29 protein-coding genes are annotated in these 24,640 nt (G+C 72.3%); 8 read left to right on the top strand and 21 right to left on the bottom strand.

Annotation, left to right across the window (positions count from 1 at the left end):
• Position 1: 1 nt before the first annotated feature.
• Positions 2-784 carry a LamB/YcsF family protein gene (locus tag Leucomu_RS05460; RefSeq protein ID WP_128386575.1) on the bottom strand — a complete coding sequence of 261 codons (783 nt, stop codon included), beginning with the start codon at positions 782-784 and terminating at the stop codon, positions 2-4.
• A gap of 176 nt (positions 785-960) precedes the next feature.
• On the opposite strand from Leucomu_RS05460, the gene Leucomu_RS05455 reads away from it, so the two are divergent.
• The 4 genes from Leucomu_RS05455 to Leucomu_RS05440 all read left to right on the top strand — a co-directional run bounded on the left by Leucomu_RS05455 (position 961) and on the right by Leucomu_RS05440 (position 4,413).
• Positions 961-1,617: a hypothetical protein gene (locus tag Leucomu_RS05455; RefSeq protein ID WP_128386574.1), complete on the top strand. Its 657-nt coding sequence runs from the start codon at positions 961-963 to the stop codon at positions 1,615-1,617.
• Positions 1,618-1,707: 90 nt separating this feature from the next.
• A complete protein-coding gene (locus Leucomu_RS05450; RefSeq protein WP_128386573.1) occupies positions 1,708-2,424 on the top strand; it encodes a copper resistance CopC family protein in 717 nt (238 codons plus the stop codon).
• Positions 2,421-3,002 (top strand): copper chaperone PCu(A)C, encoded by a 582-nt coding sequence (locus Leucomu_RS05445; RefSeq protein WP_017884765.1) that lies wholly within the window; start codon positions 2,421-2,423, stop codon positions 3,000-3,002. The genes Leucomu_RS05450 and Leucomu_RS05445 overlap by 4 nt, the downstream gene beginning before the upstream one ends.
• The gene (locus Leucomu_RS05440) at positions 2,989-4,413 is read left to right on the top strand and encodes a Dyp-type peroxidase (protein ID WP_194294570.1); all 1,425 of its coding nucleotides are present in this window, start codon (positions 2,989-2,991) and stop codon (positions 4,411-4,413) included. The genes Leucomu_RS05445 and Leucomu_RS05440 overlap by 14 nt, the downstream gene beginning before the upstream one ends.
• A 119-nt stretch (positions 4,414-4,532) precedes the next feature.
• On the opposite strand, the gene Leucomu_RS15155 is transcribed toward Leucomu_RS05440, so the two are convergent.
• From Leucomu_RS15155 to infC, 5 genes are all read right to left on the bottom strand, one after another.
• Positions 4,533-4,682, bottom strand: a complete 150-nt coding sequence (locus tag Leucomu_RS15155; protein WP_017884763.1) for a hypothetical protein — start codon at positions 4,680-4,682, stop codon at positions 4,533-4,535.
• 173 nt (positions 4,683-4,855) lie between these two features.
• Positions 4,856-5,665 carry a TrmH family RNA methyltransferase gene (locus Leucomu_RS05435; RefSeq protein WP_017884762.1) on the bottom strand — a complete coding sequence of 270 codons (810 nt, stop codon included), beginning with the start codon at positions 5,663-5,665 and terminating at the stop codon, positions 4,856-4,858.
• A 179-nt stretch (positions 5,666-5,844) separates the two neighbouring features.
• On the bottom strand, positions 5,845-6,228 hold the full coding sequence (gene rplT / locus Leucomu_RS05430; protein ID WP_017884761.1) for a 50S ribosomal protein L20: 384 nt from the start codon (positions 6,226-6,228) through the stop codon (positions 5,845-5,847).
• Positions 6,229-6,277: 49 nt separating this feature from the next.
• Positions 6,278-6,472: a 50S ribosomal protein L35 gene (gene rpmI / locus Leucomu_RS05425; RefSeq protein WP_010156662.1), complete on the bottom strand. Its 195-nt coding sequence runs from the start codon at positions 6,470-6,472 to the stop codon at positions 6,278-6,280.
• 78 nt (positions 6,473-6,550) lie between these two features.
• Complete coding sequence (gene infC / locus Leucomu_RS05415; RefSeq protein ID WP_081611693.1) at positions 6,551-7,156, bottom strand: translation initiation factor IF-3; 606 nt, start codon at positions 7,154-7,156, stop codon at positions 6,551-6,553.
• Between the two features lie 237 nt (positions 7,157-7,393).
• Here infC and Leucomu_RS05410 point away from each other — a divergent pair, with 237 nt between their 5' ends.
• The gene (locus Leucomu_RS05410; RefSeq protein ID WP_017884759.1) at positions 7,394-7,771 is read left to right on the top strand and encodes a DUF1844 domain-containing protein; all 378 of its coding nucleotides are present in this window, start codon (positions 7,394-7,396) and stop codon (positions 7,769-7,771) included.
• 10 nt (positions 7,772-7,781) lie between these two features.
• Here Leucomu_RS05410 and Leucomu_RS05405 read toward each other — a convergent pair whose 3' ends face one another.
• The gene (locus tag Leucomu_RS05405; protein ID WP_017884758.1) at positions 7,782-8,837 is read right to left on the bottom strand and encodes an aldo/keto reductase; all 1,056 of its coding nucleotides are present in this window, start codon (positions 8,835-8,837) and stop codon (positions 7,782-7,784) included.
• A 78-nt stretch (positions 8,838-8,915) separates the two neighbouring features.
• Positions 8,916-9,350, bottom strand: coding sequence for an Lrp/AsnC family transcriptional regulator (locus tag Leucomu_RS05400; protein WP_017884757.1), 435 nt, complete (start codon positions 9,348-9,350; stop codon positions 8,916-8,918).
• A gap of 79 nt (positions 9,351-9,429) precedes the next feature.
• Here Leucomu_RS05400 and Leucomu_RS05395 point away from each other — a divergent pair, with 79 nt between their 5' ends.
• Together Leucomu_RS05395 and Leucomu_RS05390 are read left to right on the top strand one after the other, a co-directional pair.
• Positions 9,430-10,281: an AzlC family ABC transporter permease gene (locus tag Leucomu_RS05395; protein WP_228407294.1), complete on the top strand. Its 852-nt coding sequence runs from the start codon at positions 9,430-9,432 to the stop codon at positions 10,279-10,281.
• Between the two features lie 108 nt (positions 10,282-10,389).
• On the top strand, positions 10,390-10,605 hold the full coding sequence (locus Leucomu_RS05390; protein ID WP_267128447.1) for an AzlD domain-containing protein: 216 nt from the start codon (positions 10,390-10,392) through the stop codon (positions 10,603-10,605).
• A gap of 39 nt (positions 10,606-10,644) precedes the next feature.
• Here the strand turns inward: Leucomu_RS05390 and Leucomu_RS05385 are convergent, their stop codons facing one another.
• The 10 genes from Leucomu_RS05385 to Leucomu_RS05340 all read right to left on the bottom strand — a co-directional run bounded on the left by Leucomu_RS05385 (position 10,645) and on the right by Leucomu_RS05340 (position 19,185).
• The gene (locus Leucomu_RS05385; RefSeq protein ID WP_128386570.1) at positions 10,645-10,818 is read right to left on the bottom strand and encodes a MetS family NSS transporter small subunit; all 174 of its coding nucleotides are present in this window, start codon (positions 10,816-10,818) and stop codon (positions 10,645-10,647) included.
• The gene (locus Leucomu_RS05380; RefSeq protein ID WP_017884753.1) at positions 10,815-12,494 is read right to left on the bottom strand and encodes a sodium-dependent transporter; all 1,680 of its coding nucleotides are present in this window, start codon (positions 12,492-12,494) and stop codon (positions 10,815-10,817) included. The genes Leucomu_RS05385 and Leucomu_RS05380 overlap by 4 nt, the downstream gene beginning before the upstream one ends.
• A gap of 116 nt (positions 12,495-12,610) precedes the next feature.
• Positions 12,611-13,495: an SseB family protein gene (locus Leucomu_RS05375; protein ID WP_128386569.1), complete on the bottom strand. Its 885-nt coding sequence runs from the start codon at positions 13,493-13,495 to the stop codon at positions 12,611-12,613.
• A 29-nt stretch (positions 13,496-13,524) separates the two neighbouring features.
• Positions 13,525-14,271 (bottom strand): bifunctional 1-(5-phosphoribosyl)-5-((5-phosphoribosylamino)methylideneamino)imidazole-4-carboxamide isomerase/phosphoribosylanthranilate isomerase PriA, encoded by a 747-nt coding sequence (priA, locus tag Leucomu_RS05370; RefSeq protein WP_017884751.1) that lies wholly within the window; start codon positions 14,269-14,271, stop codon positions 13,525-13,527.
• A 33-nt stretch (positions 14,272-14,304) separates the two neighbouring features.
• Entirely contained in the window at positions 14,305-14,979 is a 675-nt protein-coding gene (gene hisH, locus Leucomu_RS05365; RefSeq protein ID WP_128386568.1) for an imidazole glycerol phosphate synthase subunit HisH, read from the bottom strand.
• Positions 14,976-15,584: an imidazoleglycerol-phosphate dehydratase HisB gene (gene hisB, locus Leucomu_RS05360; protein ID WP_017884749.1), complete on the bottom strand. Its 609-nt coding sequence runs from the start codon at positions 15,582-15,584 to the stop codon at positions 14,976-14,978. Before hisB ends, hisH begins: the two co-directional genes overlap by 4 nt.
• 10 nt (positions 15,585-15,594) lie before the next feature.
• Entirely contained in the window at positions 15,595-16,449 is an 855-nt protein-coding gene (locus Leucomu_RS05355; RefSeq protein ID WP_017884748.1) for a cytochrome c biogenesis CcdA family protein, read from the bottom strand.
• Positions 16,450-16,455: 6 nt separating this feature from the next.
• On the bottom strand, positions 16,456-17,466 hold the full coding sequence (locus tag Leucomu_RS05350) for a DsbA family protein (RefSeq protein ID WP_017884747.1): 1,011 nt from the start codon (positions 17,464-17,466) through the stop codon (positions 16,456-16,458).
• A 99-nt stretch (positions 17,467-17,565) separates the two neighbouring features.
• On the bottom strand, positions 17,566-18,648 hold the full coding sequence (locus Leucomu_RS05345) for a histidinol-phosphate transaminase (protein WP_128386567.1): 1,083 nt from the start codon (positions 18,646-18,648) through the stop codon (positions 17,566-17,568).
• A 126-nt stretch (positions 18,649-18,774) separates the two neighbouring features.
• Positions 18,775-19,185 (bottom strand): hypothetical protein, encoded by a 411-nt coding sequence (locus Leucomu_RS05340; RefSeq protein WP_128386566.1) that lies wholly within the window; start codon positions 19,183-19,185, stop codon positions 18,775-18,777.
• 264 nt (positions 19,186-19,449) lie between these two features.
• On the opposite strand from Leucomu_RS05340, the gene lexA reads away from it, so the two are divergent.
• The gene (gene lexA, locus Leucomu_RS05335; RefSeq protein WP_017884744.1) at positions 19,450-20,109 is read left to right on the top strand and encodes a transcriptional repressor LexA; all 660 of its coding nucleotides are present in this window, start codon (positions 19,450-19,452) and stop codon (positions 20,107-20,109) included.
• 94 nt (positions 20,110-20,203) lie between these two features.
• Here lexA and Leucomu_RS05330 read toward each other — a convergent pair whose 3' ends face one another.
• Genes Leucomu_RS05330 through metE form a run of 3 tightly spaced genes read right to left on the bottom strand, consistent with a single transcriptional unit; the run spans position 20,204 to position 24,626 of the window.
• Positions 20,204-21,109 carry a methylenetetrahydrofolate reductase gene (locus tag Leucomu_RS05330; protein WP_017884743.1) on the bottom strand — a complete coding sequence of 302 codons (906 nt, stop codon included), beginning with the start codon at positions 21,107-21,109 and terminating at the stop codon, positions 20,204-20,206.
• A complete protein-coding gene (locus tag Leucomu_RS05325) occupies positions 21,106-22,287 on the bottom strand; it encodes a uroporphyrinogen decarboxylase/cobalamine-independent methonine synthase family protein (protein ID WP_017884742.1) in 1,182 nt (393 codons plus the stop codon). The genes Leucomu_RS05330 and Leucomu_RS05325 overlap by 4 nt, the downstream gene beginning before the upstream one ends.
• A complete protein-coding gene (gene metE / locus Leucomu_RS05320) occupies positions 22,284-24,626 on the bottom strand; it encodes a 5-methyltetrahydropteroyltriglutamate--homocysteine S-methyltransferase (protein ID WP_128386565.1) in 2,343 nt (780 codons plus the stop codon). Before metE ends, Leucomu_RS05325 begins: the two co-directional genes overlap by 4 nt.
• Between the last annotated feature and the right edge of the window lie 14 nt (positions 24,627-24,640).

Here is a 24,640-nt window from a genome sequence, read left to right as displayed (position 1 = left end):
GCTAGGCGAAGCTCCGGATCGACACGCCCGCGCCCTCGAGTCCCGCCCGGATCTCGCGCGCCAGGCGCACCGCGGCCGGATCGTCGCCGTGCAGGCAGATGCTGTCGGCCGCGACGGCGAGCTCGGTGCCGTCCACGGCGACGATCCGCCCCTCCGTCGCGATCCGCACCGCCTGGGCGACCGCCGCCTCCGGGGCGAGCAGCGCCCCGGGCGCCCCCCGCCTCACGAGCGTGCCGTCGGGCAGGTATCCGCGGTCCGCGAACGCTTCCGCGACGGTGCGCAGCCCCGTGTCCCGCGCCACCCGCTCGATCACCGAGCCGGGCAGCACCATGAGCGGCAGGGTGTCGTCGAGTTCGAGGACGGCTCGGGCGACGGCCCGCGCCTGGTCCTCGCGCACCGCGATGGCGTTGTAGAGGCCGCCGTGCGGCTTCACGTAGCGCACCTCGGTGCCGACGCTGCGGGCCACCGCCTGCACCGCGCCGATCTGGTAGATCACCTCGTCGGTCAACTCGCCGAGGTCGACCTCGATGAGGCGGCGGCCGAAGCCCTCGAAGTCGCGGTAGCCGGGGTGCGCCCCGACGGTCACGCCCAGCTCGGCCGCGCGACGGCAGGTCAACCGGATGCCGCCGGGATCGCCGGCGTGGAAGCCGCAGGCCACGTTGGCGCTCGAGATCGAGGGCAGCACCCCGGCGTCGTCGAACACCCGACCCCCGCCCGACTCGCCGAGGTCGCTGTTCAGGTCGATGCCGCCGGCCGTAACCCGGGCCTGCTCGCTGCTGGACATGCACCCTCCTCGACGAAACCGGCGGCGCGGCGCGCCTCCGCCCCCATTCTCCCGCAGCCCGCTCGATCCCGCCCCTGAATGTGCCCGCCCCGCCCGGGCCGACGCTCTCCGCCCTTCGCGCGCCGCGCTCGCGGGCGGGCAGGAGGCCCCGGCATCGCGGCGGTAGACTGACGGACATGCAGGGAATGCGGCCGCACGAGCGCCCCCGTCGGGGCGCCGCGATGAGCCGCACCCCGATGAGCCGCGGCACGCGCACGGCCCGCGGAACGGCGGGCGCGCTCGCCGCGACGCTGCTCGCGGCAGCCTCGCACGGGATCGCCGGCGGCGCCATCACCTGGCCGGCGGTCGCGGTGACCGCGATCCTCGCCCTCCCGCTCTGCACCGCGCTCGCCGGACGCGTCGCCTCGCTGTGGCGACTCACCGCGGCGGTCGGCACGGCGCAGTTCCTCTACCACTGGATCTTCGCCGGCATCGACGTCGTGGGATCGGCGCCCGCGGGGGCGCCCGCCCCGCCGCACGCGGCCCACCTGGCGACGCTGCAGGGCTTCGCGCCCGAACTCGCGACCGCCGGCTCCGCCGACGCCGCCATGTGGCTCGGCCACGCCCTCGCGGCGGTGCTCACGATCGCTCTGCTGCACCGCGGCGAGCGCGCCTGCCTCGCCCTCGCCGGCCTCATCCGCCGCGCGCTGCCCTGGCGCCGGCCCCGGCTCGTCGCCGTGTCGCGACGCCCGGCGCTCCGGCCCCTCGTGCTCCGCGCGCCGCTGCGCGCCCGCACCGCAGCCCGCTCCGCGATCAGCCACCGCGGACCGCCCACGGTCTCTTTCTCCGTATAACTCACACCAGTCCGCCCGGGTCACCCGCGGGTCTCGCCGCCGTGCGCGGCCTCACCGACGTGCCATCCGGGCCGCACGAGAAAGACCATTATGAACACCACCATCATCCGCCCGCGCCGCACCCGCGCCGCGGTCCTCGGCCTCGCCGCGCTCGCGACGCTCGGCCTCTCCCTCGGACTCGCCTCCCCGGCGCTCGCGCACGACGAGCTCGTCGACCGCGGCGTCGTCGCGACCGACGACGGCCGCGTCGACGGGATCCGACTCACCTTCAACAACAGCATCATCGAGGTCGGCACCGAGATCGTCATTACCTCCTCCGACGGCGCCGACGTCACCGACGGCGCACCCGAGGTCTCGGGGCCCGACGTCGTGCAGCCGCTCGCCGCCGAGCTGCCCGAGGGAGACTACGACGTCGCCTGGCGCGTCGTCTCGAGCGACGGCCACCCCATCGAGGGCGCCTTCGTGCTGCAGCTCACCGAGCCCAGCGCCTGGCAGGCCGAAGAGGCCGCCATCGTCGAGCCCGATTCCCGGTTCGAGGACGGCTCGGAAGACGGCTCCGTCGACGAGCACGACGCCGCCGATCACGACCACGACCACGACGCGGACTCGGGATCGGCCGCGGCGGGCGACGAGGGCGGCCTGTCGACGGGCGCCATCGCCGCGATCTCCATCGGCGCCGTGCTCGTCGCCGGCGGTGCGCTCGCCGCCGTGCTCGTCGGCCGACGCCGCCGCGCCGCGGGCATGCGCGCCGCGGGCACCGCGGACGGCTCGTCCACCGCTTCGAGCGACGAGGAGGACCGGGCATGATCCGCATCGAGAATCGCGTCCGCCTGCGGGCCGCGCGCTCCCTCGCGGCGCTCTCCGCCGCCGCGCTCCTGCTCGCCGGGTGCTCCGGCGCGGCCGCGAACGACCGCACTCCCTCGGAGCCGAACGAGCAGGCGCCGAACGCCGTGTTCATCGACGGCTGGGCCAAGTCCGGCGAGCAGGGCGGTATGACCGGCGTGTTCGGCACCCTCGAGAACCACGGCGACGACGACCTCGTCATCACCGCCGTCGAGAGCGAAGCCGCGGGCAGCGCCGAACTGCACGAGGTGACGACCGCGGGCGTCATGCAGCAGATCTCGGGCGACGTCACCGTGCCCGCCGGCGGCTCGTTCGAGTTCGTGCCGGGCGGCGACCACATCATGCTCATGGACCTCGCGGCCGATCTGCTCGCGGGCGACGAGGCGCCGATCACGGTGAGCTTCGACGACGGCAGCAGCATCTCGTTCTCGGCACTCGTGAAGGACTACTCGGGCGCGAACGAGAGCTACGGCGACGGCGGGCACGGCGGTTCCGGCGAGCACGGCGGCTCCGACGAGCACGACGACCATGGCGGGCACTGAGTCGGGGCCGCGCACCGACCCCGCACGCCGCTCCGCACGCGCCGACGCGCCCGACGCCGCCCTCGGCGTCACCGCAGAGACGAGCGGAACGAGCCCCTCGGCGGCGGGACGCGCCTCGGCGCATCCCGCCGCCGAGGGGCGCGGCCCCGCCCCCGAGCTCGGCCGCCGTGCGCTGCTCACGGGCGGTGCGCTGGGGGCCGGGCTCAGCGCGGTGCTGGGCGCGGGCGGCGCGCTCGGGTTCGGCGCTGCGCGCACCGCGACGGCGCCCGTCCCCGGTGCCGCGGCGGCGGCCGAGACCGAGCCGTCGCTCGGGCCCGGCGGCGGGCTGCCCGGTTTCGGCGGGGAGTCGCTGCCCTGTCACGGGCCGCATCAGGCGGGGGTAATCACCGCTCCCGCAGCGCACGTGCGCTACGCGGCCTACCGGTTGCGGCCGGATGCCGATGCCGAAGCGCTCCGACGCATGTTCCGAGTGCTGACGGGCGATGTCGAGGGGCTCACGTCGGGCGAGGCTCCGCTCGCCGATCCCGAACCCGAGCTCGCCGCGAGACCGGCCCGGCTCACCGTGACCGTGGGCGTCGGGCCCGAGCTCGTCGACCGCGCGGGGGCCGCTCGCCCCGGGTGGCTCGCGCCCCTGCCCCGCTTCGACCGCGACCGGCTGAACGGCGACTTCGACGGGGGCGACCTGCTGCTCGCGATCGAGGCCGACGACCCGCTGCCGATCTCCCACGCCGCCCGCATGCTCGAACGCGACCTCGCGAGCTTCGTCGAACCGCTGTGGCGGCAGCGCGGCTTCCGCCGCGCCCGGGGCTCCGAGGGCGACGGCACCACGATGCGCAACCTCATGGGCCAGGTGGACGGCACCGTCAACCCCTCGTCCTCCGAGGACGGCTTCGACGGGCTCGTCTGGCTGGGCCGCGAGGCGGGCTGGCTCGCGGGGGGCACGGCGCTCGTGCTGCGGCGCATCCGCATGGAGCTCGACACGTGGGACATGGTCGACCGCCCCGGGCGCGAGCAGACCATCGGCCGGCGGCTCTCCGATGGCGCGCCGCTCACCGCTCCGCCCGCTCCCCCGCTCGGCGACGGCGGGGAGCGCACCCCCGCCGACTTCGACGCGAAGGACGCGCGGGGGCTGAGCGTGATCCCGGTGGCCGCGCACATCCGGCGGGCCCACTCCAGCGACCCGTCGGAGCGCATCTTCCGGCGCGCGTCGAACTACGACGACGGACACGAGGCCGGCTTGCTGTTCGCCTGCTACCAGCGCGATCCGCTCGCGCAGTTCGTGCCGATCCAGCGCCGGCTCGACGAGGCCGACCTGCTCAACGAGTGGGTCACCCATGTCGGCTCGGCGGTGTTCGCGATCCTGCCCGGCTTCCGGCCGGGTGAGACCCTCGGGGCGCCCCTCTTCGATTAGGGTCCGTCGCGCACCGGCCCGGGCCTCCGGCCCCGGATCCCCGGCCCCGGCCTCCCCGCTCCGCCCCGAGGCGAGCGGGGAGTCGCCGGGTCGGCCGTGCCGGGCGCCGGCGTGCGGCACTAGGGCAGGGGGATCGCGGCGAGGGCCCGCGTCGCGTGTCCGAGATAGGCGCAGGCCCCCGTCGCGATGCCCGCGGCGAGCAGGCACGCGGTCACGAGCGCGGTCGGAACGAGTACGACGGGCCGGTGCAGGAGCTGGATGAGCTTCATGCCCCCATCCTCGCGGCGCGCTCGCGGCGCCGCATCGGCCCGCAGTACCCCGGGTGTGGTACCAGGGGCTGATCGTCGTCCCGCGGCGCCGGGCCGCGGCGCCGGGCCGCGGGAATCGAGGGCCGAGCCCGCGGCCCGGTTCGGCCCGCGGGCGTCAGCCGGTGCGGCCGTGCTCAGCCGCGCTGCGAGAACGCCGTCTCGTAGAGCAGCACACTCGCGGCGGTCGCGAGGTTGAGCGACTCGGCCGCGCCGTAGATGGGCAGTTTGAGCGAGCGGTCGGCCAGGGCGCGATCCGCCTCGCTCAACCCGCGCGCCTCGTTGCCGAAGACCCAGGCCACCGGGCCCGCGAGCGCCCCCTCCGCGCGGGCCTCGAGCAGCCCCGCCCCGCGCACGTCGGCGGCGAGGCTCGTGAGGCCCGCCGCTCGAGCGGCGTCGAGCGCCTCGGCGAGCGAGGGCGCCACCGCGACCGGCAGGTGGAAGAGCGAGCCCGTGGTCGAGCGCACCACTTTCGGGTGGAACGGGTCGATGCTCTCCCCCGAGAAGATCACCGCGTCGGCGCCGGCCGCGTCGGCGGCGCGCAGCACCGTGCCCGCGTTGCCGGGGTCCCGGATCTCGTGCAGGATCGCCACGAGCCGCGCGCCGCTCAGCACCTCGGCGAGATCCGGCTCCCAGACGCGCGCGATCGCCACGACGCCCTGCGGGTTCACGGTCTCGCTCAGCGCGGCGAAGACCTCATCGGTCGCGCGCTCGACCCGCACACCGGCCTCGGACGCGAGCCGGTCGACCTCGTGCTGCCACGGCTCGGTGCCCATCGACGCGTAGACCGTCTCGGCGAGCTCGGGCCGGTGCGCCAGCAGCTCGCGAACCGACTGGGGCCCCTCGACCAGGAAGCGCCCCTGAGCCTGCCGCTCCTTCTTGCGCGCGAGCGCGGCGGCCCGCTTGACGCGGGGGGCCTTCGGATTGCTGAGGATCGCTTCGTTCACGCGTCCACACTACCGGGCGCGCGAGGCCCGGGTCCGGTGAGGGATCCGGCCTCCGTGAGAGCGGATCCGCCCCTCTCGCCTCACCGAAGCCGGAACTCGCACCGCAGCCGGGCCCCCGTACGCAGAAGCACCCCGTCGCTCCGGCGGGAGCGGCGGGGTGCGTTCGACGGATGGCGCGCTTACGCGGCCTTCGGAGCCGAGGTGTCCTCGGGCAGAGCGTTCTTCGCGACCTCGACGAGGGCGGCGAAGGCGGCCTGGTCGTTGACGGCGAGCTCGGCGAGCATACGACGGTCGACCTCGACGCCCGCGAGGCCGAGGCCCTGGATGAAGCGGTTGTAGGTGAGGCCGTTGGCGCGCGCACCGGCGTTGATGCGCTGGATCCACAGGCGGCGGAAGTCGCCCTTCTTCTTACGGCGATCGTTGTACGCGTAGACGAGGGAGTGGGTGACCTGCTCCTTCGCCTTGCGGTACAGGCGCGAACGCTGCCCGCGGTAGCCCTCGGCGCGCTCGAGGATGACGCGACGCTTCTTGTGGGCGTTGACTGCCCGCTTGACTCTAGCCATTTCAGTTCTTCCTTACGAAAATCTCAGATGAAAGCTGGGTGCTCGCGGCTCAGTGGCCGAGGAGCTTCATCGCCTGCTTGGCGTCGCCCTTGGCGAGCACCTGCTCAGCGTTCAGGCGGCGCTTGCGCTTCGAGGCCTTGACCTCGAGGTTGTGGCGCATGCCGGCCTGCTGCTTCATCAGCTTGCCGGAGCCGGTGAGCTTGAAGCGCTTCTTGGCCCCCGAGTGGGTCTTCTGCTTGGGCATCGATTTCTCCTTGTTGTGTGCGCGCCGCGAACGGCTGCGTATGGCGCGGGGCAGCTGCGCGGGGCAGTGCGCCGCAGATTACTCGCCGGCGGAGGCGGATCCGGCCGCCTTGTCCGCCTTGCGGATGGCCTTCTCCTCGGCACGGCGAGCGTTCTGCTCGGCCTTCGCCTCGGACTTGTTCTTGATGGGCGAGATGACCATCACCATGTTGCGACCGTCGATGCGGGGCCTCGACTCGACGGTGCCGAACTCCGCGATGTCCTCGGCGAACTGCTGCAGCAGGCGCACGCCCATCTCGGGGCGCGACTGCTCGCGGCCGCGGAACAGGATCATGGCCTTCACCTTGTCGCCCTGCGACAGGAAGCCGACGGCACGCTTCGTCTTGGTCTCGTAGTCGTGCTTGTCGATCTTCAGGCGGAAGCGCACCTCTTTGAGGACGGTGTTGGCCTGGTTGCGACGGGCTTCCTTCTGCTTCTGAGCCGCCTCGTACTTGAACTTGCCGAAGTCCATGATCTTCGCCACGGGAGGCTTCGAGTTCGGGGCGACCTCGACGAGATCGAGATCGGCGTCGGCCGCCAGGCGCAGCGCAGTCTCGATCGGGACGACCCCGACCTGCTCGCCACTGGGTCCTACCAGTCGCACCTCGGGGACGCGGATTCTGTCATTCGTACGGGGATCGCTGATCGCCGGCTCCTCTGATCTCAGGTGATGGGCGCCCCGGATTCGGAGCGACGGACGGAGATCAGGGCCGCGCACGCGCCGCCCGCACCCTTCTCGAGCTGCCGCGAACGGCGGGGTGCCAACTACCCGGTAACCTTGAAAGCGGTGCCGGGTGGGAGAATCTCCTCTTCCGCATCTCGGCAAGTAGCCGAGAACCACAGGCAAGTTTAGCACAGATATCCCCGAGACAGTCAGGACAGCATGAGCGAGAACCCGCAGCAGGACGCATCGATCCACGAGGCCGAGACGCAGGCCGCGTCTCAGGCGGCCCGCGACATCGCCGAGGTTCCGGCCGTCGAGGTCATCACCGCGGCCGCGGTGAACCTGCTCAGCGCTGCCGCCATCAAGTGCGGTCTGGCCGACGATCCCGAGAACGAGACCGACCTCGACGAGGCCCGCAAGCTCATCAACGCGCTCGCCGGCCTCATCACCGCGGGCGCCCCCGAGATCAGCGACTCGCACGCGCGCCCCCTGCGCGACGGGCTGCGGTCGGTGCAGCTCGCCTTCCGAGAGGCCTCCGCGATCCCCGACGCGCCCGGTGCCGGCCCCGGCGAGAAGTACACCGGCTCGGTGATCTGAGCGGGCCCGTTCAGCCGAGCAGCGGCACCTCGCCGCCACGGCGGGCGTCGCGCCACAGGTCGACATCGGCGTCAGCGCGGCCGAGCAGGTCCTCGATCTCCGCGAGCTCCTGGGCGTCGAAGTCGAGCTGCTCGAGCGCGCGCCAGTTCTCGTCGAGCTGTGAGAGACGGCTCGCCCCGATCACGAGGCTCGTGACGCGAGGGTCGCGCAGCGCCCACGCGAGCGCGAGCTGCGCGAGGCTCTGCCCGCGCTCGGAGGCGATCGCGGCGAGGCCGCGCAGGCTGTCGCGCAGTTCATCGGTGAGGGCCGAGGAGCTGAAGCTGCCGGGACTCGCGGCGCGCGAGCCCTCGGGAACGCCGTCGAGGTACTTGTCGGTGAGCATGCCCTGGGCGAGCGCCGTGAAGCCGATCACCCCGAAGCCCTCGTCGGCGGCGACGTCGAGCAGCCCCTCGGTCTCGATCCAGCGGTTCAGCATGCTGTACGAGGGCTGGTGGATCGTGACGGGCGTTCCGAGCTGGCGCAGCATGCCGGCGAGCTGCCGGCCTGCGTCGGCGGAGTAGGAGGACATGCCGACGTAGTGGGCGCGGCCCGAGCGCACGATGTGGTCGAGCGCGGCCGCGGTCTCCTCGAGCGGCGTACGGGGATCGGGCCGGTGCGTGTAGAAGATGTCGACGCGGTCGAGGCCGAGTCGCTCGAGCGAGCGGTCGAGGCTCGTGACGAGGTGCTTGCGGCTCGCGCCCGCACCGTGGGGGCCGGGCCACATGTCCCACCCGGCCTTCGTCGAGATGACGAGTTCGTCTCGATGCGCGGCCAGGTCGTCGCGCAGGATCCGCCCGAAGTTGCGCTCGGCGGCGCCGTAGGGCGGGCCGTAGTTGTTGGCGAGGTCGAAGTGGAAGATGCCCCGCTCGAAGGCGCCGAGCACCAGTTCGCGCTGGGTCTCGTGCGGGCGATCGTCGCCGAAGTTCTGCCAGAGGCCGAGCGAGAGGAGCGGCAGGTGCAGGCCGCTGCGGCCGACACGGCGAACGGGGGTGCGCTCGTAGCGCGAGGTCGAGGCGTGGAGGCTCATGGGCTCGATGCTATCGAGCCGACGCCGGTGCGGAAAGAGCCGGCGCACCGACCGAGTGTCGGTCGTCGGCCCGCGCGCTCAGCCCTTCAGGTTCTTCATCGCGAAGTGCGAGCTCACCTTGCCGACGCCCTTCAGCGCCATGATGCGCTTGGTGAGGAACTCCTCGTAGGCGACCAGGTCGGCGACGGCGACGCGCAGGAAGTAGTCGGGAGTGCCGAAGAGCCGTTTGAACTCGCTCACCTCGTCGAGACGCGCGACCTCGCGCTCGAACCCCTCGACCACCGCCGCCTCCTGGGTGCTCAGGTCGACGTGCAGGATGACCTCGAAGCCTCGAGCCGTCGCCTGGGGGTCGATGACGGCACGATATCCGAGGATCACGCCCGAGGCCTCGAGGCGCTGCACCCGGCGCAGGCACGGGCCGGGAGTGAGCCCGACCCGCGACGCCAGTTCGACATTGCTGAGCCGCCCCTCTCGCTCCAGCTCATCGATGATTGCGCGATCCAGACGGTCCATGCGCATATATTGCCACAGGCGCCGTTGTCGCGACCGACTTCGCATGCACATTGCGGCGATTCTCGGGCACCATAGTGGGGTGACCTCAGCAGCCCGCACGCCCGCTCCCCCGTCGCGGCGAGCCGGCATCGCGCTGGGCGTGCGCGACTCCCTGGGTGTGGGGATCGGGATCTTCCCGCTCGGCGTCGCCCTCGGCATGCTGGTCGTGCAGGCCGGGCTGCCGTGGTGGCTCGCGCCCGCGCTCTCGGTGGGGATCTTCGCGGGGTCGGTGGAGCTGCTGATGGTGAGCATGCTGGCCTCGGCCACCCCGCTGCTCACCATCGCGGCCACCGTGTTCGCCCTGAACTTCAGGCACGTCTTCTACGCGCTCTCGTTTCCGCTGTCGCGGGTGCGGAGGGGGTGGCCGCGCGCCTACTCCGTGTACGCCCTCATCGACGAGGCCTATGCGACCTACGTGCTGATGCCCCCGGAGCGGCTCACCTCCGCCCGCATCGTGACGGGACAGCTCGCGATGCAGGCGTACTGGGTGGTCGGAGGCCTGGTGGGCGTCGCGATCGCCTCGTCGCTGCCCGAGCCGATCGAGGGCTTCGAGTTCGCCCTCTACGCGCTGTTCATCGTGATGACCCTCGACGCGGCGCGCAGCCGACGCGAGGTCCCCTCGATCGTGCTCGCGGGCCTCGCGGTGACGGTCGCGATCCTCCTCGCCCCCGATTCGGCCCTGCTCGCGGGCCTCCTGATCTTCACCACACTGCTGGTCGTGCGGCACCTCCTGACGCGCAGAGCCGCGCCGGGCGCGGTCTCGCCGGTCGGCGATACGGGAGCCGGCGGCGGTTCCGCGACCTGCGCCTCGGGATCGGGCGAGCCCGGCAGCACTGTCGAGGGCGACGCCGGTTCGGCTTCCGCCGACGCGCAGGGAGGCCGCGATGCCTGACGCACCCCTCTGGTACCTCATCGCCGCGATCGCGATCGGCGGTCTCATCACCCTCGCATTGCGGGCGGTGCCGTTCGCGGTGCTGAGCCGCTGCGCAAGTCGAAGCTCGTGCAGCGTCTCGGCCGCTGGATGCCCGCCGGCCTGCTGCTGATCCTCGTCGTCGTGGTGCTGCGCGGCGAGGTGCTCGCCCGCCCCGGCGAGGTGTGGGCGATCGCGGCGGCCTCGGCGGTCACGGTCGTGGTGCACCTGCTCGGCCGACGCCGCGCGCTGCTCAGCATCGCCGCGGGCACCGCCTGCTACGTGCTGCTGCTCAACCTGTTCTAGAGCCACCCGTCGGCGGGCCGCAGTGCGGCCGCGGGCGGCTCACGTGTCGCGGATGGGTGGCAGGTCGTAGACCTCTTCGCCCGCGGGGTCGTCGCCGCCCGGCGGGTACTCGGCGATCTCGGATCGCCGTCCGAGGAACACCACGCTCGCGATGAGGCCGCCCCACACCACGACGGTGGAGAGCACCAGGAACAGGATCGCGACGGGGGTCATCGCGCACCTCCCTCGATATCTGCGGAGTCGTCGGCTGCGCCCCGCGCGGGGCCGCTGATGTGGCTCGCTGTCGAGCCGCCGCGCCCGGTGGGGCGCCCGACCGCGGGCCCGGCACCGACCGCGACCGGCTTGCCCGAGGCGTCGAGCGGCGGCCAGGGCGTGAAGCGGTCGGGGGCGAACTTCCACGGCAGGGCCGTGAGCACGATCGATCCGACGATCATCACGAGCACCGAGCCCCACCCCACGATCAGCAGGTAGGTCTCGTCGTAGCCCTCGTACGGCTCGTTGATGAGCTTCACCACCGTCGCGATGAGCATGTAGCCCAGCACGACCGGGCCCAGCACCGAGACGAGGAACAGCCAGATGCGACCGACCTTGAAGGTCGACAGGGCGCTGAGATGCCCGCTCAGCTCGCGACCCGCGCGCCGGATCCAGAGCACCGTGACGCTCATGACGACCGCGGAGGCGACGATGCCGATGTTGTTCGCCCAGTTGTCGATGGTGTCGAGCGCGATGAGGCCCGAGGTGGTGCCGAACAGCAGCAGAGAGACCACGGCGAGCACGCCCCCGAGCCCGTAGGAGACCGCCTTACGACCGATCCCGAACTTGTCGATGACGCCCGCGAAGACGACCTCGAGGATCGAGATGAGCGAGGTGAGCGCCGCGAGGGTGAGCGAACCGAAGAACAGGGCGCCGAAGAACGGGCCGCCCGGCATCTCGGCGACGATCGCGGGGAACGTCATGAAGGCGAGGCCCACGCCCGTGAGGCCTTCGAGCTCGTTCACAGTGATGCCCTGCTGGAACGCGAAGAAGCCGAGGGTCGCGAACACCCCGATGCCCGCGAGGATCTCGAACGACGAGTTGGCGAAGGCCACGACGAGGCCCGGGGTGGTCATGTTCGAGCGCCGCTTGCGATAGGAGGCGTAGGTCATCATGATGCCGAACGCGACCGACAGCGAGAAGAAGATCTGGCTGTAGGCGGCGACCCACACGGCCGGATCGGCGAGCGCCGCGAAGTCGGGCGTGAAGAGCGCGTTCAACCCGTCTGCCGCGCCCGGCAGCATGAGCGCGCGCACCACGAGTGCCAGGAAGCCGACGATCAGCAGCGGGATCGCGATCATGTTGAGCCGCTGCACGCCCTTCACCACGCCCGCGCCCAGCACGACGAGCGTGACGAGCCACATCAGCACGAGCGGGATGAGCACGCCCGGCACGAACTCCATGGTGAACGACGCGTCTGAGAGCTTGAGGTACTCGCCCACGAAGAACCCGGTCGCGTCGTCGCCCCACGGCAGGGAGAACGAGAACACGAAGTAGCTCGCCGCCCAGGCCAGCACCGCGGTGTAGTAGATGGCGATGAACACGCAGATCATCACCTGGAACCAGCCGATGCCCTCTCCGAGCCTGCCGGCCAGCCGCCGCAGCGCGAGCGGCGCCGAACCGCGGAAGCGGTGGCCGATGGCATAGTCGAGGAACAGGATCGGGATGCCCGCTGTGAGCAGCGCGACGATGTACGGGATGAGGAAGGCGCCGCCGCCGTTCTCGTAGGCGACGCCGGGAAAGCGCCAGATGTTGCCGAGCCCGACTGCCGAGCCGATGGCGGAGATGATGAAGCCGATCTGGCCGGTCCACTCGGCGCGCGGCTGCGCTGCCGTCGCTGCGGTACTCGAGGTCATGAGGCGTGCTCCTTCGCTGTGAGCCGGATGTGTACGCAAGCGTAACAGCAGCCTCCGACATGCGCACCTCCCCTTGCGGGAAAGGAGGAAATCCGACTCGGGATTTGCCGGCTCCCTCAGGCGGCGAGCGCGCGGATGCGCAGCGAGTCGACGCGCTCGGCGACGAGCTCGCTCGCGGCCCAGCGCTGCTGCGCGTCGGCCACGATGCGCTGCAGCTCCTCGCGGTCGAGCCCGGGGGCGAGACGCAGCACCACGTCGGTCTCGGGGGCGAGCAAGCGCGCCTCGGGATCGCCCGGCAGCAGCAGCACCTCGACGACGCGAGGGTCCGCCGCCGTCGACGCCCGGAACGCCTCGAGCACTCGCGGATCCGCCCACGCCGGAAGCCGCCGTTCCCCGAGAGCCATCGCCTGCAGCTGCGTGCGTCGCACGCCGAGCTCCTGGGCGGGCGATCCCGGGTCGACGATGATGAGGTCGGTCTGCTCCTGGGCGGCGGCGAGGGCGGCCTGGGGGCCGGGCACCGGGATCGGCCGCGCCTCTGCGTGCCAGGCCCCCATCGCCTCGACCGAGCTGAACACCGGCATGACCCGCCGCCCGTCGGGCGCGGAGACGGTCACGATCGACAGCTCCTGCGACTTCTCGACCGTGCGACCGTCGGGGGTGATCCCCGTGTCGCCCGCCTCCGCGAGCAACGGGATCAGCACGCGCACCCGGGAGAGCGCGACGATCGCCTCGGCGTGGGCGTCCGCGAGCGCGTCGAGATGCGCGGCACCCGGCTCGCCGGAGCCGAGCGCGGCGGCGGCCCGCCGCAGGGCGGCGACGGCGTCGCTCAGCTCGGCCGGCGTCCCGCCGTCGTCGCCCGCGAACGCCGTGCCGTGGTGGTCGAAGGTGCGCCCCTCCCACGGAAAGCCCGCCGAGTCGGCCGCCCCGCCCGGCTCCAGGCTCTCGGGGACGCCCGTCGAACGCGGCGCGTCACCCGTCGAGGGGAGCTTCTTGATCGCCATCTGTGCTCGCGCGAAGCAGTGATCGAGCGCTAGCGCCCGGCCACATCGAGAGCCGCCGCGAGCGTGAAGGCCCCGTCGTAGAGCGCTTTGCCCACGATCGCGCCCTCGACGCCGAGCGGCACGATCTCGCGCAGCGCGGCGAGGTCGTCGAGGCTCGACACGCCGCCCGACGCCACGACCGGGCGGGAGGTGCGGGCGCAGACCTGCTTCAGCAGCTCGATGTTCGGCCCGCGCAGGGTGCCGTCCTTGGTGACGTCGGTCACGACGTAGCGGGCGCAGTTCGCGTCCTCGAGGCGCTCGAGCACGTCCCAGAGGTTGCCGCCCTCCTCGGTCCAGCCTCGGGCGGCGAGGGTCTCGCCGCGCACGTCGAGGCCGACGGCGATCTGCTCGCCGTAGCGGGCGATCACCGCGCGGGTCCACTCCGGGTTCTCGAGCGCGGCAGTGCCGAGGTTCACGCGGCGCGCCCCCATCTCGAGCGCGGCCTCGAGACTCGCGTCGTCGCGGATGCCGCCCGAGAACTCGATGTTGACGTCGCCCGCGCGCTTGATGATCTTGCGCGCCACCGCGACGTTGCTGCCGCGCCCGAAGGCGGCGTCGAGGTCGACGAGGTGGATCCACTCCGCGCCCTGCTCGATCCAGTCGAGTGCCGCGTCGACCGGGCTGCCGTAGTTGGTCTCGGTGCCGGCCTCGCCCTGGGTGAGGCGCACCGCCTTGCCGTCGACCATGTCGATCGCGGGCAGCAGCTGAAGTTTGGGGCCCTGCGCCAGTTCACTCATGTGTGCGGTTCTCCTTGGTACGAGAGTCGGGTGTCAGAGGGTCGAGATCCAGTTGCGCAGCAGCTGGATGCCGGCTTCGCCGGACTTCTCGGGGTGGAACTGGGTCGCGCTCAGCGGGCCGTTCTCGACGGCGGCGACGAATCGCTCGCCGTGCTCGGCCCACGTCACGATCGGCCTGGTCGCCGCGCCGCGCCCTTCGAGGGCCCAGTCGGTGACCGCGTAGCTGTGCACGAAGTAGAAGCGCTCGTGGGCGATGCCGCGGAACAGCACCGAGTTCTCGGGCGCCTCGACGGTGTTCCAGCCCATGTGCGGCAGCACGTCGGCCTCGAGGCGGCGCACGGTGCCCGGCCACTGGCCGAGCCCCTCGGTCTCGACGCCGCGCTCGACGCCGCGCTCGAACATCACCTGCTCGCCCACGCAGATGCCCAGCACGGGGCGACCGCCGGCGAGCCTGCGATCGATGAGTTCGTCGCCGCGCACCGCGCGCAACTGCCGCATCACGGCGTCGAACGCGCCCACGCCGGGCACGAGCAGACCGTCGGCCTCGGCGACCGCGCGCGGATCCCGGGTCAGTTCGACCTCGGCGCCCGCCTTCGCGAGCGCCTTGACCGCGGAGTGCACATTGCCCGAGCCGTAGTCGAGAACGGCGACGCGCTTGCGCGGACCGTTCCCATCAGCACCGTCGGCGACGCGCTCGCTCCCCGTCACAGGGCTCCCTTGGTCGACGGGATGCCTGCGACGAGCGGGTCGAGCGCCTTCGCCTGGCGCAGAGCGCGGGCGAACGCCTTGAACTCGGCCTCGGCGATGTGGTGCGGATCCCGCCCCTCGATCAGTCTGAGGTGCACGGTGAGCCGCGCGTTCAGCACCAGCGCCTCGAAGAAGTGGCGCACCATCGACCCCGTGAAGTGGCCGCCGATGAGGTGGAACTCGAACCCTGCGGGCTCGCCCGAGTGCACGAGGTAGGGGCGGCCCGAGATGTCGACCACGGCCTGCGCGAGCGCCTCGTCGAGGGGCACGAGGGCGTCGCCGTAGCGCGAGATGCCGCTCTTGTCGCCGAGCGCCTCGAGGATCGCCTGGCCGAGCAGGATACCCGTGTCCTCGACGGTGTGGTGCACGTCGATGTGCACGTCGCCGCGCGCCCGCACGGTGAGGTCGGTGAGCGAGTGGCGCGCCAGCGCCGTGAGCATGTGGTCGAAGAAGGGCACACCGGTGTCGATGTCGGATGCGCCCGTGCCGTCGAGGTCGAGGCTCAGGCTGATCTGCGACTCGCTCGTGGAGCGCTCGAGCGAGGCGGTGCGTGCTGCTGCGGTCATGGCCATGATTCTATCGGGGTTCGCCGGCGCCGGTCCCTGCGGGTGCGGCGAGCGGCGGTTCGGGATCGCGGCGCAGCGCCTGGCGCACCGCGAACCAGAGCCCGCCGGCGGTCAGCACCACGACGAGGAACACCCAGTTCGGGATCGCGGCGGAGGCGTGCTGCACCCATCCCTCGAGGCGCGCCTGTTCGGAGTACCCCAGCATGCTGCCGAGGGTGCTCGTGCCGCGCGTCGCGAGCAGGAGCACACCGATGCCGACCGTGATCGCTCCGCCGATCACGCTGCTCCACGCGTTGCGCCAGCGACCGATCACGAGTTCTCGGGGGCGCACGAGGCGGCGCACCCCGGGCACGCGCTCCCAGAGCAGGGCGAGCAGCAGCAGCGGCAGGGCCATGCCGGCCGCGAAGACGAGCATCACGACGCCTCCGAGCAGCGCGTTGCCGCCGTAGGCGGCCATCGTCAGTGCTGCGCCGAGCAGCGGCCCCGCGCACACTCCGGCGAGTCCGTACACGGTGCCGAGCGCGTAGACCGACGCGATCGAGGTGCTCTTCGCGCCGCGCTGGCGCGTCATGGCGGGCAGTCGCACGCCGAGAAGCATCGCGACGCCCAGCACGATGACCACGATCGCCGCGGCCGTCATGAGACCGTCCCGGTGCAGCGTCACCCAAGCGCCCACGGTGCCGGCGAGCAGCCCGAGCGGCACGAGCGAGGTCGCGAGGCCGAGGAAGAAGACGCCGGTGCGCGCGATCAGTGCACCCGGGCTGCTGAACGCGTAGGCGAAGAACGCGGGCAGCAGCATCGCCGAGCAGGGACTGAGCAGGGTCAGGGCGCCGCCGAGGAAGGCGCCGAGCAGGGTGAGCTCCACCTCGCGCTACTCGCCGCGGCCCTGCTCGGCAGCGGCGACCGCGCTGTCGAGGAAGCCGCGGAACTGCTCGATCGGCTGCGCGCCCTGCAGCACCTGGCAGCCGTCGGTCTCGGCGAAGAACGGCACCGATCCCACGCCCAGCTGCTTGGCCTGCGCGCTGCTGGCGCGCAGCTCGGCGAGCAGCTCGGAGCTGTCGAGGTCGGCGGTGAAACGCGCGATGTCGGGCACGCCCGCCTGCTTCGCGTAGTCGACGAGCAACGAGTCGGTGATCTCGGGGCGCTCCTGGTGCATCGCGTCGTAGACCTCGAAGAGGTACTCGAAGTAGCGATCCTGCTCCCCGGCCGCGCGCGCGGCCACCGCCACCCGCGCGGAGACGTCGCCGTCGATGAAGTCGACGTCGTGCACCTCGAGTCGCACTTTGCCGGTGTCGACGTACTCCTCGATCAGCGTCGGCAGGGTGTCGCGCGAGAACACGCCGCAGTAGGGGCAGCGGAAGTCGGTCCACTCGGCGATCACCACGGGGGCGTCGACGTCGCCGAGCGCCATCGGGTCGTTCGGCTCGCGGCGCTCGGGCGCGGGGCAGCTGCCGGCTTCGCCGGGCTGCGCCGAGGCACCCGCCTCGGCCGACGCGCCGGTCGCGGAGGCCGCTGCGCCGACGGTCTCCGCGCTCTGCAGCTGCACGAGCTGCGAGACCGAGACGCCGCCGAGCACCACGACGAGCGCCACGAGCAGCACGACGAGGTTGCGCATCAGGCGGTAGCGCCGCTCGAGCGCGCGGCGGTCGAGGGTCTCGGCCGCCCCTCGCCGACGCGGGGCCGCCGCGACGGCGACCGGCGCCGGTTCGGCCGGCCCGGCGGGGAGCGGTTCGCCGGCCTCGACGGACCGAGCGGTCGACACCGAGCCCGACGCGTCGGCGCGTTGCGCGGTATCGGCGGCGAGGCCCTCGCTCGTGGGGGCGTCGCCCGCGCCCGGGGCGTTCTCGGCGTCGCTCGCGCCGTCGTGTTCGTGCTGAGACATCGCCTCGATCCTATCCGCACGCACGGAAGATAGCTGTCACTTGTATCTGAAGCGCACGCTCTCCGCGTCGAGGCGGCCGTCCACGCGGCAGGGCGGGCGTCAGCGCGCAGTCGGCGTCAGCGCCGCGATCGCCTCGATCACGGCGGTGGTCTCGCTCTCGGTCCCGGCGGTGATGCGCAGGTGCCCCTCGATGCCGAGGTTGCGGATCAGGATACCCTGCGCGCGCAGCGACTCGAAGACCGCTGCCGGATCGTCGAAGCCGCCGACCAGCAGGAAGTTCGCGCCGGACGGGTGCACCTCGTAGCCGAGCTGCACGAGTGCGGCGGCGAGCCGATCGCGCTGATCGCGGATGTCGGCGACGGTGGCGAGCATCTCGTCGGAGTGGCGTATGGCGGCGGTAGCCGCGGCCTGCGTGAGCGCGGAGAGGTGGTACGGCAGTCGCACGAGGCGCAGGGCGTCGATCACGGCGGGGTCTGCCGCGAGATATCCGAGGCGCACGCCGGCGAAGGCGAAGGCCTTGCTCATGGTGCGCGAGACGAGCAGGCGATGGCGGCCGGGCAGCAGCGCGACCGCGCTCTCGCGCTGCGCGTCGAACTCGTGGTAGGCCTCGTCGACGATGAGGATGCCGTCGAAGGCCTCATAGGCGGCGAGGATCACCTCGCGGTCGAGCGGCGTGCCGGTGGGGTTGTTGGGGCCGCACAGGATGGCGATGTCGGGCCGGTGCTCGCGCAGGGCGCCGACCACGAGCTCGGGGGTGAGGGCGTAGTCGGCGGGGCGCGCAACGGCGATCCACTCCGTGTCGGTGCCCGAGGCGAGCAGCGGGTACATGGAGTAGGTGGGCGTGAAGCTCAGCAGCGAGCGCCCGGGGCCGCCGAACGCCTGCAGAATCTGCTGCAGCACCTCGTTCGAGCCGTTCGCCGCCCACAGCTGCTCGACGGTCAGGCCATGGCCGAGATAACCGGCCAGGGCCTCGCGCAGCTCGGTGAACTCGCGGTCGGGATAGCGGTTCACTCCGTGAACCGCCTGCGCGAGCGACTCCGCGATGTCGGCAACCACGCCCTCGGGGATCGGATGCGTGTTCTCGTTGACGTTGAGGCTCACCGGCACGGGATCCTGGGGAGCCCCGTAGGGCTGCTTGCCGACGAGGTTGGCGCGGAGAGGGAGATCGCTCAGGCTGGTCACCGCACCAGTTTAGAACCTCCCCGGGGCGCCGCCGGCTCGCGAGGCCGGCGCGCAGGGTCGGAACCTAGTGGGTGCGCCCGGGACGCCTTCGAACGCGCACGCTTCGATCGCTCAGGCTTCACACCCTCACGTATCGAGCTCGTCGGCCCCGAACACCGCGGGGCTGTCGGAGTACCGCAGCGGCACCGCGATCGCCTCGCCCGCCTCGATGCCAGAGCCGTCGAGCTGGTTGAGCTGCACGATCTCGGCGACCAGGTCGCGCGGGTCGGCCTCGGGGTCGAGCTCGGTCGCGAGCGACCAGAGCGAAGCACCGGGCTGCACGACCACGTAGTGGAACTGCTGGCCGGAAGCGCCCTCTTCCGACGCGAAGGCCTGGGGGCCCGCGAACGTCGCCGCCAGCGCGAGCAGGCCCGCGACCATCACGGTGGCCAGCGATCCGAAGACCACTCGCCCGCGACGCGTGAGGCGCAGCTTCGCGTTCGCCTTCGGGGGGCGAACCTCGTACGACTCGTGCTGCAGAACCGCCTGTGCGCTCATGGTGGTCTCTCCTGTTCTTCCGCGCCGCCGCGAGTATCACATCGGGGCGAACATCTGTTTCGAATATATCTTCGATGAATCGAAACCGCAAGCAAGATCTTCGAACACATGTTTCGATCTTTTCCGCGACACTCGAACACTTGTTTGGCGGTGTTCGAATGCAGCGGCTATGGTTTCGAGCAACGGCATCACTGAATCAGCAACCACTGACATTCATGGATCCGACCCTCCCGCCACCGCCCTCGGGCCTCGGAAAGGACAGCGATGAGCGACGCTCCCCACTCCCGGAAGCCCCTCAGCGAGAAGCAGCAGGCGATCCTCGAGTGCATCGCGCGCTCGGTCGACACTCGCGGCTACCCGCCCAGCATGCGCGAGATCGGCGACGCCGTCGGGCTCTCCTCGCTCTCGAGCGTCACCCACCAGCTCAGCCGCCTCGAGCTCGGCGGGTACATCCGCCGCGATCCGAACCGGCCCCGAGCACTCGAGATCCTCGTCGAGCTGGCGAGCACGAGCGCGGCCATCGCCGACGCCCCCGCGCAGCAGGTCGAGGAAGCCGCCTACGTGCCCCTGGTCGGGCAGATCGCCGCGGGCGTGCCGATCACGGCCGACCAGCAGGTCGAGGAGATCGTGCCGCTCCCCCGGCAGCTCGTGGGCGACGGCCAGCTGTTCATGCTGCGCGTGGTGGGCGACTCCATGATCGATGCGGCGATCTGCGACGGCGATTTTGTGGTCGTGCGCCAGCAGCGCGAGGCCGAGAACGGCGACATCGTCGCGGCGATGCTCGACGGCGAGGCGACCGTCAAGGTCTTCCGCCGCCGCGACGGCCACACGTGGCTGCTGCCGCGCAACAGCGCGTTCGAGCCGATCCTCGGCGACCACGCCGAGGTGCTCGGCCGCGTCGTCGCGGTCTTCCGCTCCGTCTGATCGCGCAGGCCGGGCCGGGGCCGCCCCCGGCCCGGCGTCGGCACGCGGTGGCGAGCGGCCGAACGCCGCGGAAGCGCCCGGCGCTGCCGTACCCTCAGCCGATCGGATCCGGCGTCAGCAGCTGCAGCTCGCGCAGCACGGCCAGCACCTGCTCGTGCCGGTTGAAGGTGTAGAGGTGCACCGACGGGGCTCCCCCGGCGAGCAGCGCGCGTGCGAGGTCGACCGTGTGCTCCACGCCCAGCTCGGGCGCGTATCCCCCGGCCTCCTCGAGTGCCCGTTCCAGCCCCTCGGGGGCCGGGCGACCCGCCAGCGACGCGACCTTGCGCAGCTGCGCACTCGTCGAGACCGGCATGAGCCCGGGCAGCACGGGGATCCGCAGCCCCGCGCTCTGGGCGTCGCCCACGAAGCCGAGGTACTCCTCGGCCCGGAAGAAGAGCTGCGTGACGGCGAACTGCGCGCCGGCCTCCTGCTTCTCGATGAGCCATTCGATGTCCTGCGAACGCGATCGCGACAGCGGGTGCCCGTTCGGGTACGCGGCCACGGCGGTGCGCCCGACGCTCGTGAGCGGCGGTCGCTCGGCGCGGGCCTCGGCGACCAGATCGACCAGCTCGAGCGACGACAGGGATCCCGTCACCGCAGGGTCGTGCTCGTCGAGCCCCCGCGGCGGGTCGCCGCGCAGGGCGAGGAAGTCGTGCACGCCGGCGTCCATGATGCGGTGGATCGTCTCGCGCACCGCATCGCGGCTCTCACCGACCGTGGTGAGGTGTGCGAGCGGCAGTGCGTCGGTGTGATCGCGCAGGTACTTCAGCAGGTCGAGCGACGCGTCGCGGTTGGACCCGTTCGCCCCGTAGGTGACCGAGATGAAGTCGGGGCCGGCTGCGGAGAGGTGCTGCACGGCGTGCCCGAGGGCGAGGGCGGCGGCGCCGCTGCGCGCCGGGAACACCTCGAAGGAGAAGCGGGCGCGGGTGGGCGCGCTGCCCGCGAGCGGCAGCGGGCTCACGACGCCGCTCCCGCCAGGGCCTCGGACGCCAGCTCGGTGCCCCGCACCCGAGCGGCGATCTTGGCGAAGGCCACGTCGCGGGCGAAGTCGGGCGAGCCGTGCCGCGGCTTCTCGTCGATGAGGTAGGGCGAGAACCCGCAGTCGTCGGTAGAGCCGAGCAGCTCGGGCGGCACGAAGCGCGCCGCCCGCACGAGCTGGTCGCGGATCTGCTCGGCCGTCTCGAGCCTCGGATGGGTGGGGTTGGTCACGCCGATGAGCACGCGCGGGGCGCGCCCGCGGGATGCCCGTCCGCGCAGCTGACCGCCGACGAGACGGGCGACACGATCCGGATCCTTCTCCCCCGCGGCCTGCACCAGGAAGTACCCCGCCTCGATCTGGAACAGCTCGGGGATCAGCTCGGCGTAGTCGATGTCGGCGCTGTGCGCCGAGTCGTTGTCGTTGCCGGGGCAGGTGTGCACGCCCACCGCGGCGCGCTGCCGCGGCTCGAGGCGATCCAGCACCCGGTTGATGAGCTCGATGAAGCCTCCCAGCGCTTCGGGGCCGGCCCACGGGGCGCGCAGATCACGGCGCAGCGCGAGGCGCCCCTCCGTGAAGTCGATCGTGACGCGGGAGGCGCCCGCGGCGAAGCAGCGCGCGATGTCGTCGGCGCAGCCGTCGACCACGTCGTTCAGGAAGTCGTCGCGCGAGTAGTCGCCGAGGCCCGCATCGGGCACCATGAGCGACAGCATCGACGGCGAGATCACGGCCTGCTTGAGCGGCAGGTCGGTCAGCTCGCGAGCCGCCGACACGTCATCGGCGGCCCACGCGCGGAAGGCGAACGGTGCGCTTGCGAGGCTCGGGATCACCCGGTGGTGGCCGTCGGCGAACACCGCGAAGACCGGCCCTTCCTCGACCTCGTCGGTGCCGAGCGGATAGCTCGCGAAGCTGTGCCTGCGCTGCTCGCCGTCGGAGATGATCGGCGAGCCGGTCGCCGCCAGGCGGTCGAGGGTGTCGCGCACCGCGAGATCCTGCTCGGCGCGCAGCTGGGCCTGCGAGGCGAGCCCCGTCTCGGCGTCGAGCACCGCGCGCTGCAGCCGCGCCGGGCGCGGCAGCGAGCCGACGGGCTCGGTGGGGAGCCGATCGCTCGGCCAGGGCGCCGCCGCACCGGGCTGCGGCGCCCGCGAGTCGGGCAGCGTCACACCGCTCCTTCGCGCACCGCCTGAGCCGCCCGCACGAGGTTCGTGAGGCTCTCCACGGTCTCTCCGTAGCCGCGCGTCTTGAGCCCGCAGTCGGGGTTCACCCACAGCTGCTCGCCGGGGATGCGGCTCGCGGCGATGCGGATCAGCTCGGTCTGCTCCTCGACGCTCGGCACGCGGGGCGAGTGGATGTCGTAGACGCCCGGGCCGATGCCGCGCGAGTAGCCGTGATCACCGAGGGGCTCGACCACGTCCATGCGGCTGCGGGCCGCCTCGATCGAGGTCACGTCGGCGTCGAGGCCGTCGACCGCGTCGATGATCTCGCCGAACTCGGAGTAGCAGAGGTGGGTGTGGATCTGCACCTCGGCGGCCGCCCCGCTCGTCGCGAGACGGAACGACCCCACCGACCAGTCGAGGTAGGCGGGCTGGCGGTCGGCGTCGAGCGGCAGCAGCTCGCGCAGCGCCGGCTCGTCGACCTGCACGATCTTGATGCCGGCCTCGACGAGATCGTCGATCTCGTCGCGCAGCGCGAGCGCCACCTGGTTCGCGGTGTCGGCGAGCGGCTGGTCGTCGCGCACGAACGACCAGGCGAGGATCGTGACGGGGCCCGTGAGCATGCCCTTGACGAGGCGATCGGTGAGCGACTGCGCGTAGGCCGACCACGCGACCGTCATGGGGGCGGGCCGCGAGACGTCGCCCCACAGGATCGAGGGGCGGGTGGCGCGGGTGCCGTACGACTGCACCCAGCCGTGCTCGGTGACCGCGAAGCCGTCGAGCAGCTCGGCGAAGTACTGCACCATGTCGTTGCGCTCGGCCTCGCCGTGCACGAGCACGTCGAGCCCGATCTGCTCCTGCAGCCGGATGACGCGCTCGATCTCCTCGCGGAGGAAGCCGTCGTAGGCCTCCTGGTCGATCTCGCCGCGCGTGAAGGCGGCGCGGGCCTTGCGGATCTCGGTGGTCTGCGGGAAGGAGCCGATCGTGGTGGTCGCGAGGCTCGGGATGCCGAGCGCGCTCTGCGCGTCGCGGCGGTCGCCCTCGGAGGCGCGGCTGCGATCGGCCTCGCCGACGGCGGAGACGCGATCCCGGACGCCGTCGACGCGAACGCCGGGGGCCGATGCGCGGTCCGCGAGCACCCGGTCGACCTCGGCCAGCTCGGCCTCGATGGCAGCGGAGCCCTCGGAGAGGCCGCGGGCGAGGATCGCCACCTGCTCGACCTTCTGGTCGGCGAAGGCGAGCCACGACTTCAGGCGCTCGTCGAGCTTGGTCTCGTCGTTCACGTCGTGCGGCACGTGCTGGAGATTGTTGGAGGTGCCGACGACCACGGCGATGCCCGAGCGCTGCAGAGCCTCGGCGGTGCCGAACGACTGGCGCAGATCGGTGCGCCAGATGTTGCGGCCGTCGACGACACCGGCGACCAGCTGCGTGCCCTCGAACGCCCGCGCGAGCTCGCCGGAGTCGTGGGCCTCGATCGGCAGTGTGCCGCGCACGAGGTCGGCCTGCACCGCCTCGACGGGCAGCGCGCCAAGGCGCAGGAGCGCGCCGGAGGAGTCGCCGTAGGGCGCGGTCAGCAGGATCTGCGGACGCTGCGCCGCGGGCGCCGCGCCGAGCGCGCCGTACGCCCGCTCGACGAGCGCGAGGGTCTGCTCGCGCGGCACCGAGAGCGAGTCGGAGACGAGTGCGGGCTCGTCGAGCTGCACCCAGGAGGCGCCGGCGGCGGCGAGCGCGCTCAGCAGCTCGGCGTAGACCGCGACCGCCTCGTCGAGGCGATCGATGGGGCGGAAGCCCTCGCCGGCGTCGTCGGAGGCCTTCGCGAGCAGCAGGTAGGTGACGGGGCCCACGAGCACGGGGCGCGGCTCGACGCCCTGCTGCGCGGCCTCGGCGACGCCGGCCACGAGGGAGGCCGCGTTCGCCGCAAACGGGGTGCGCTCGTCGATCTCGGGAACGCTGTAGTGGTAGTTCGTGTCGAACCACTTGGTCATCTCGAGCGGCTGGTGGTCCTTGTCGCCGCGCGCGAGCGCGAAGTAGACGTCGAGGTCGCTCGCGCCCTCGCGCGCCGCGACGTCGGCGAAGCGGCCCGGGATCGCGCCGAGCGCGAGCGTCGCGTCGAGCACCTGGTCGTAGAAGCTGAAGCTCTCGGGCACCGCGCCGCCCGCTGCGGGCAGGCCGAGCTCGACGAGGCGCGAGCGGGTCGCGGCGCGCAGCTCCCGAGCCGTCTCGAGGAGCTCGCCCTCGCTCGTGCTGCCCTTCCAGTAGGACTCGATGGCCCGCTTCAGCTCGCGGCGGCGGCCGAGGCGCGGGTACCCGAGGATCGTGGCGTTGGGCAGGGGCGTCGTTGCGGACATGCGGGTCCTTCGGT

The organism is Leucobacter muris, from assembly GCF_004028235.1.
Lineage (GTDB): Bacteria > Actinomycetota > Actinomycetes > Actinomycetales > Microbacteriaceae > Leucobacter > Leucobacter muris.
This window is presented reverse-complemented; position numbering and strand designations above follow the sequence as displayed.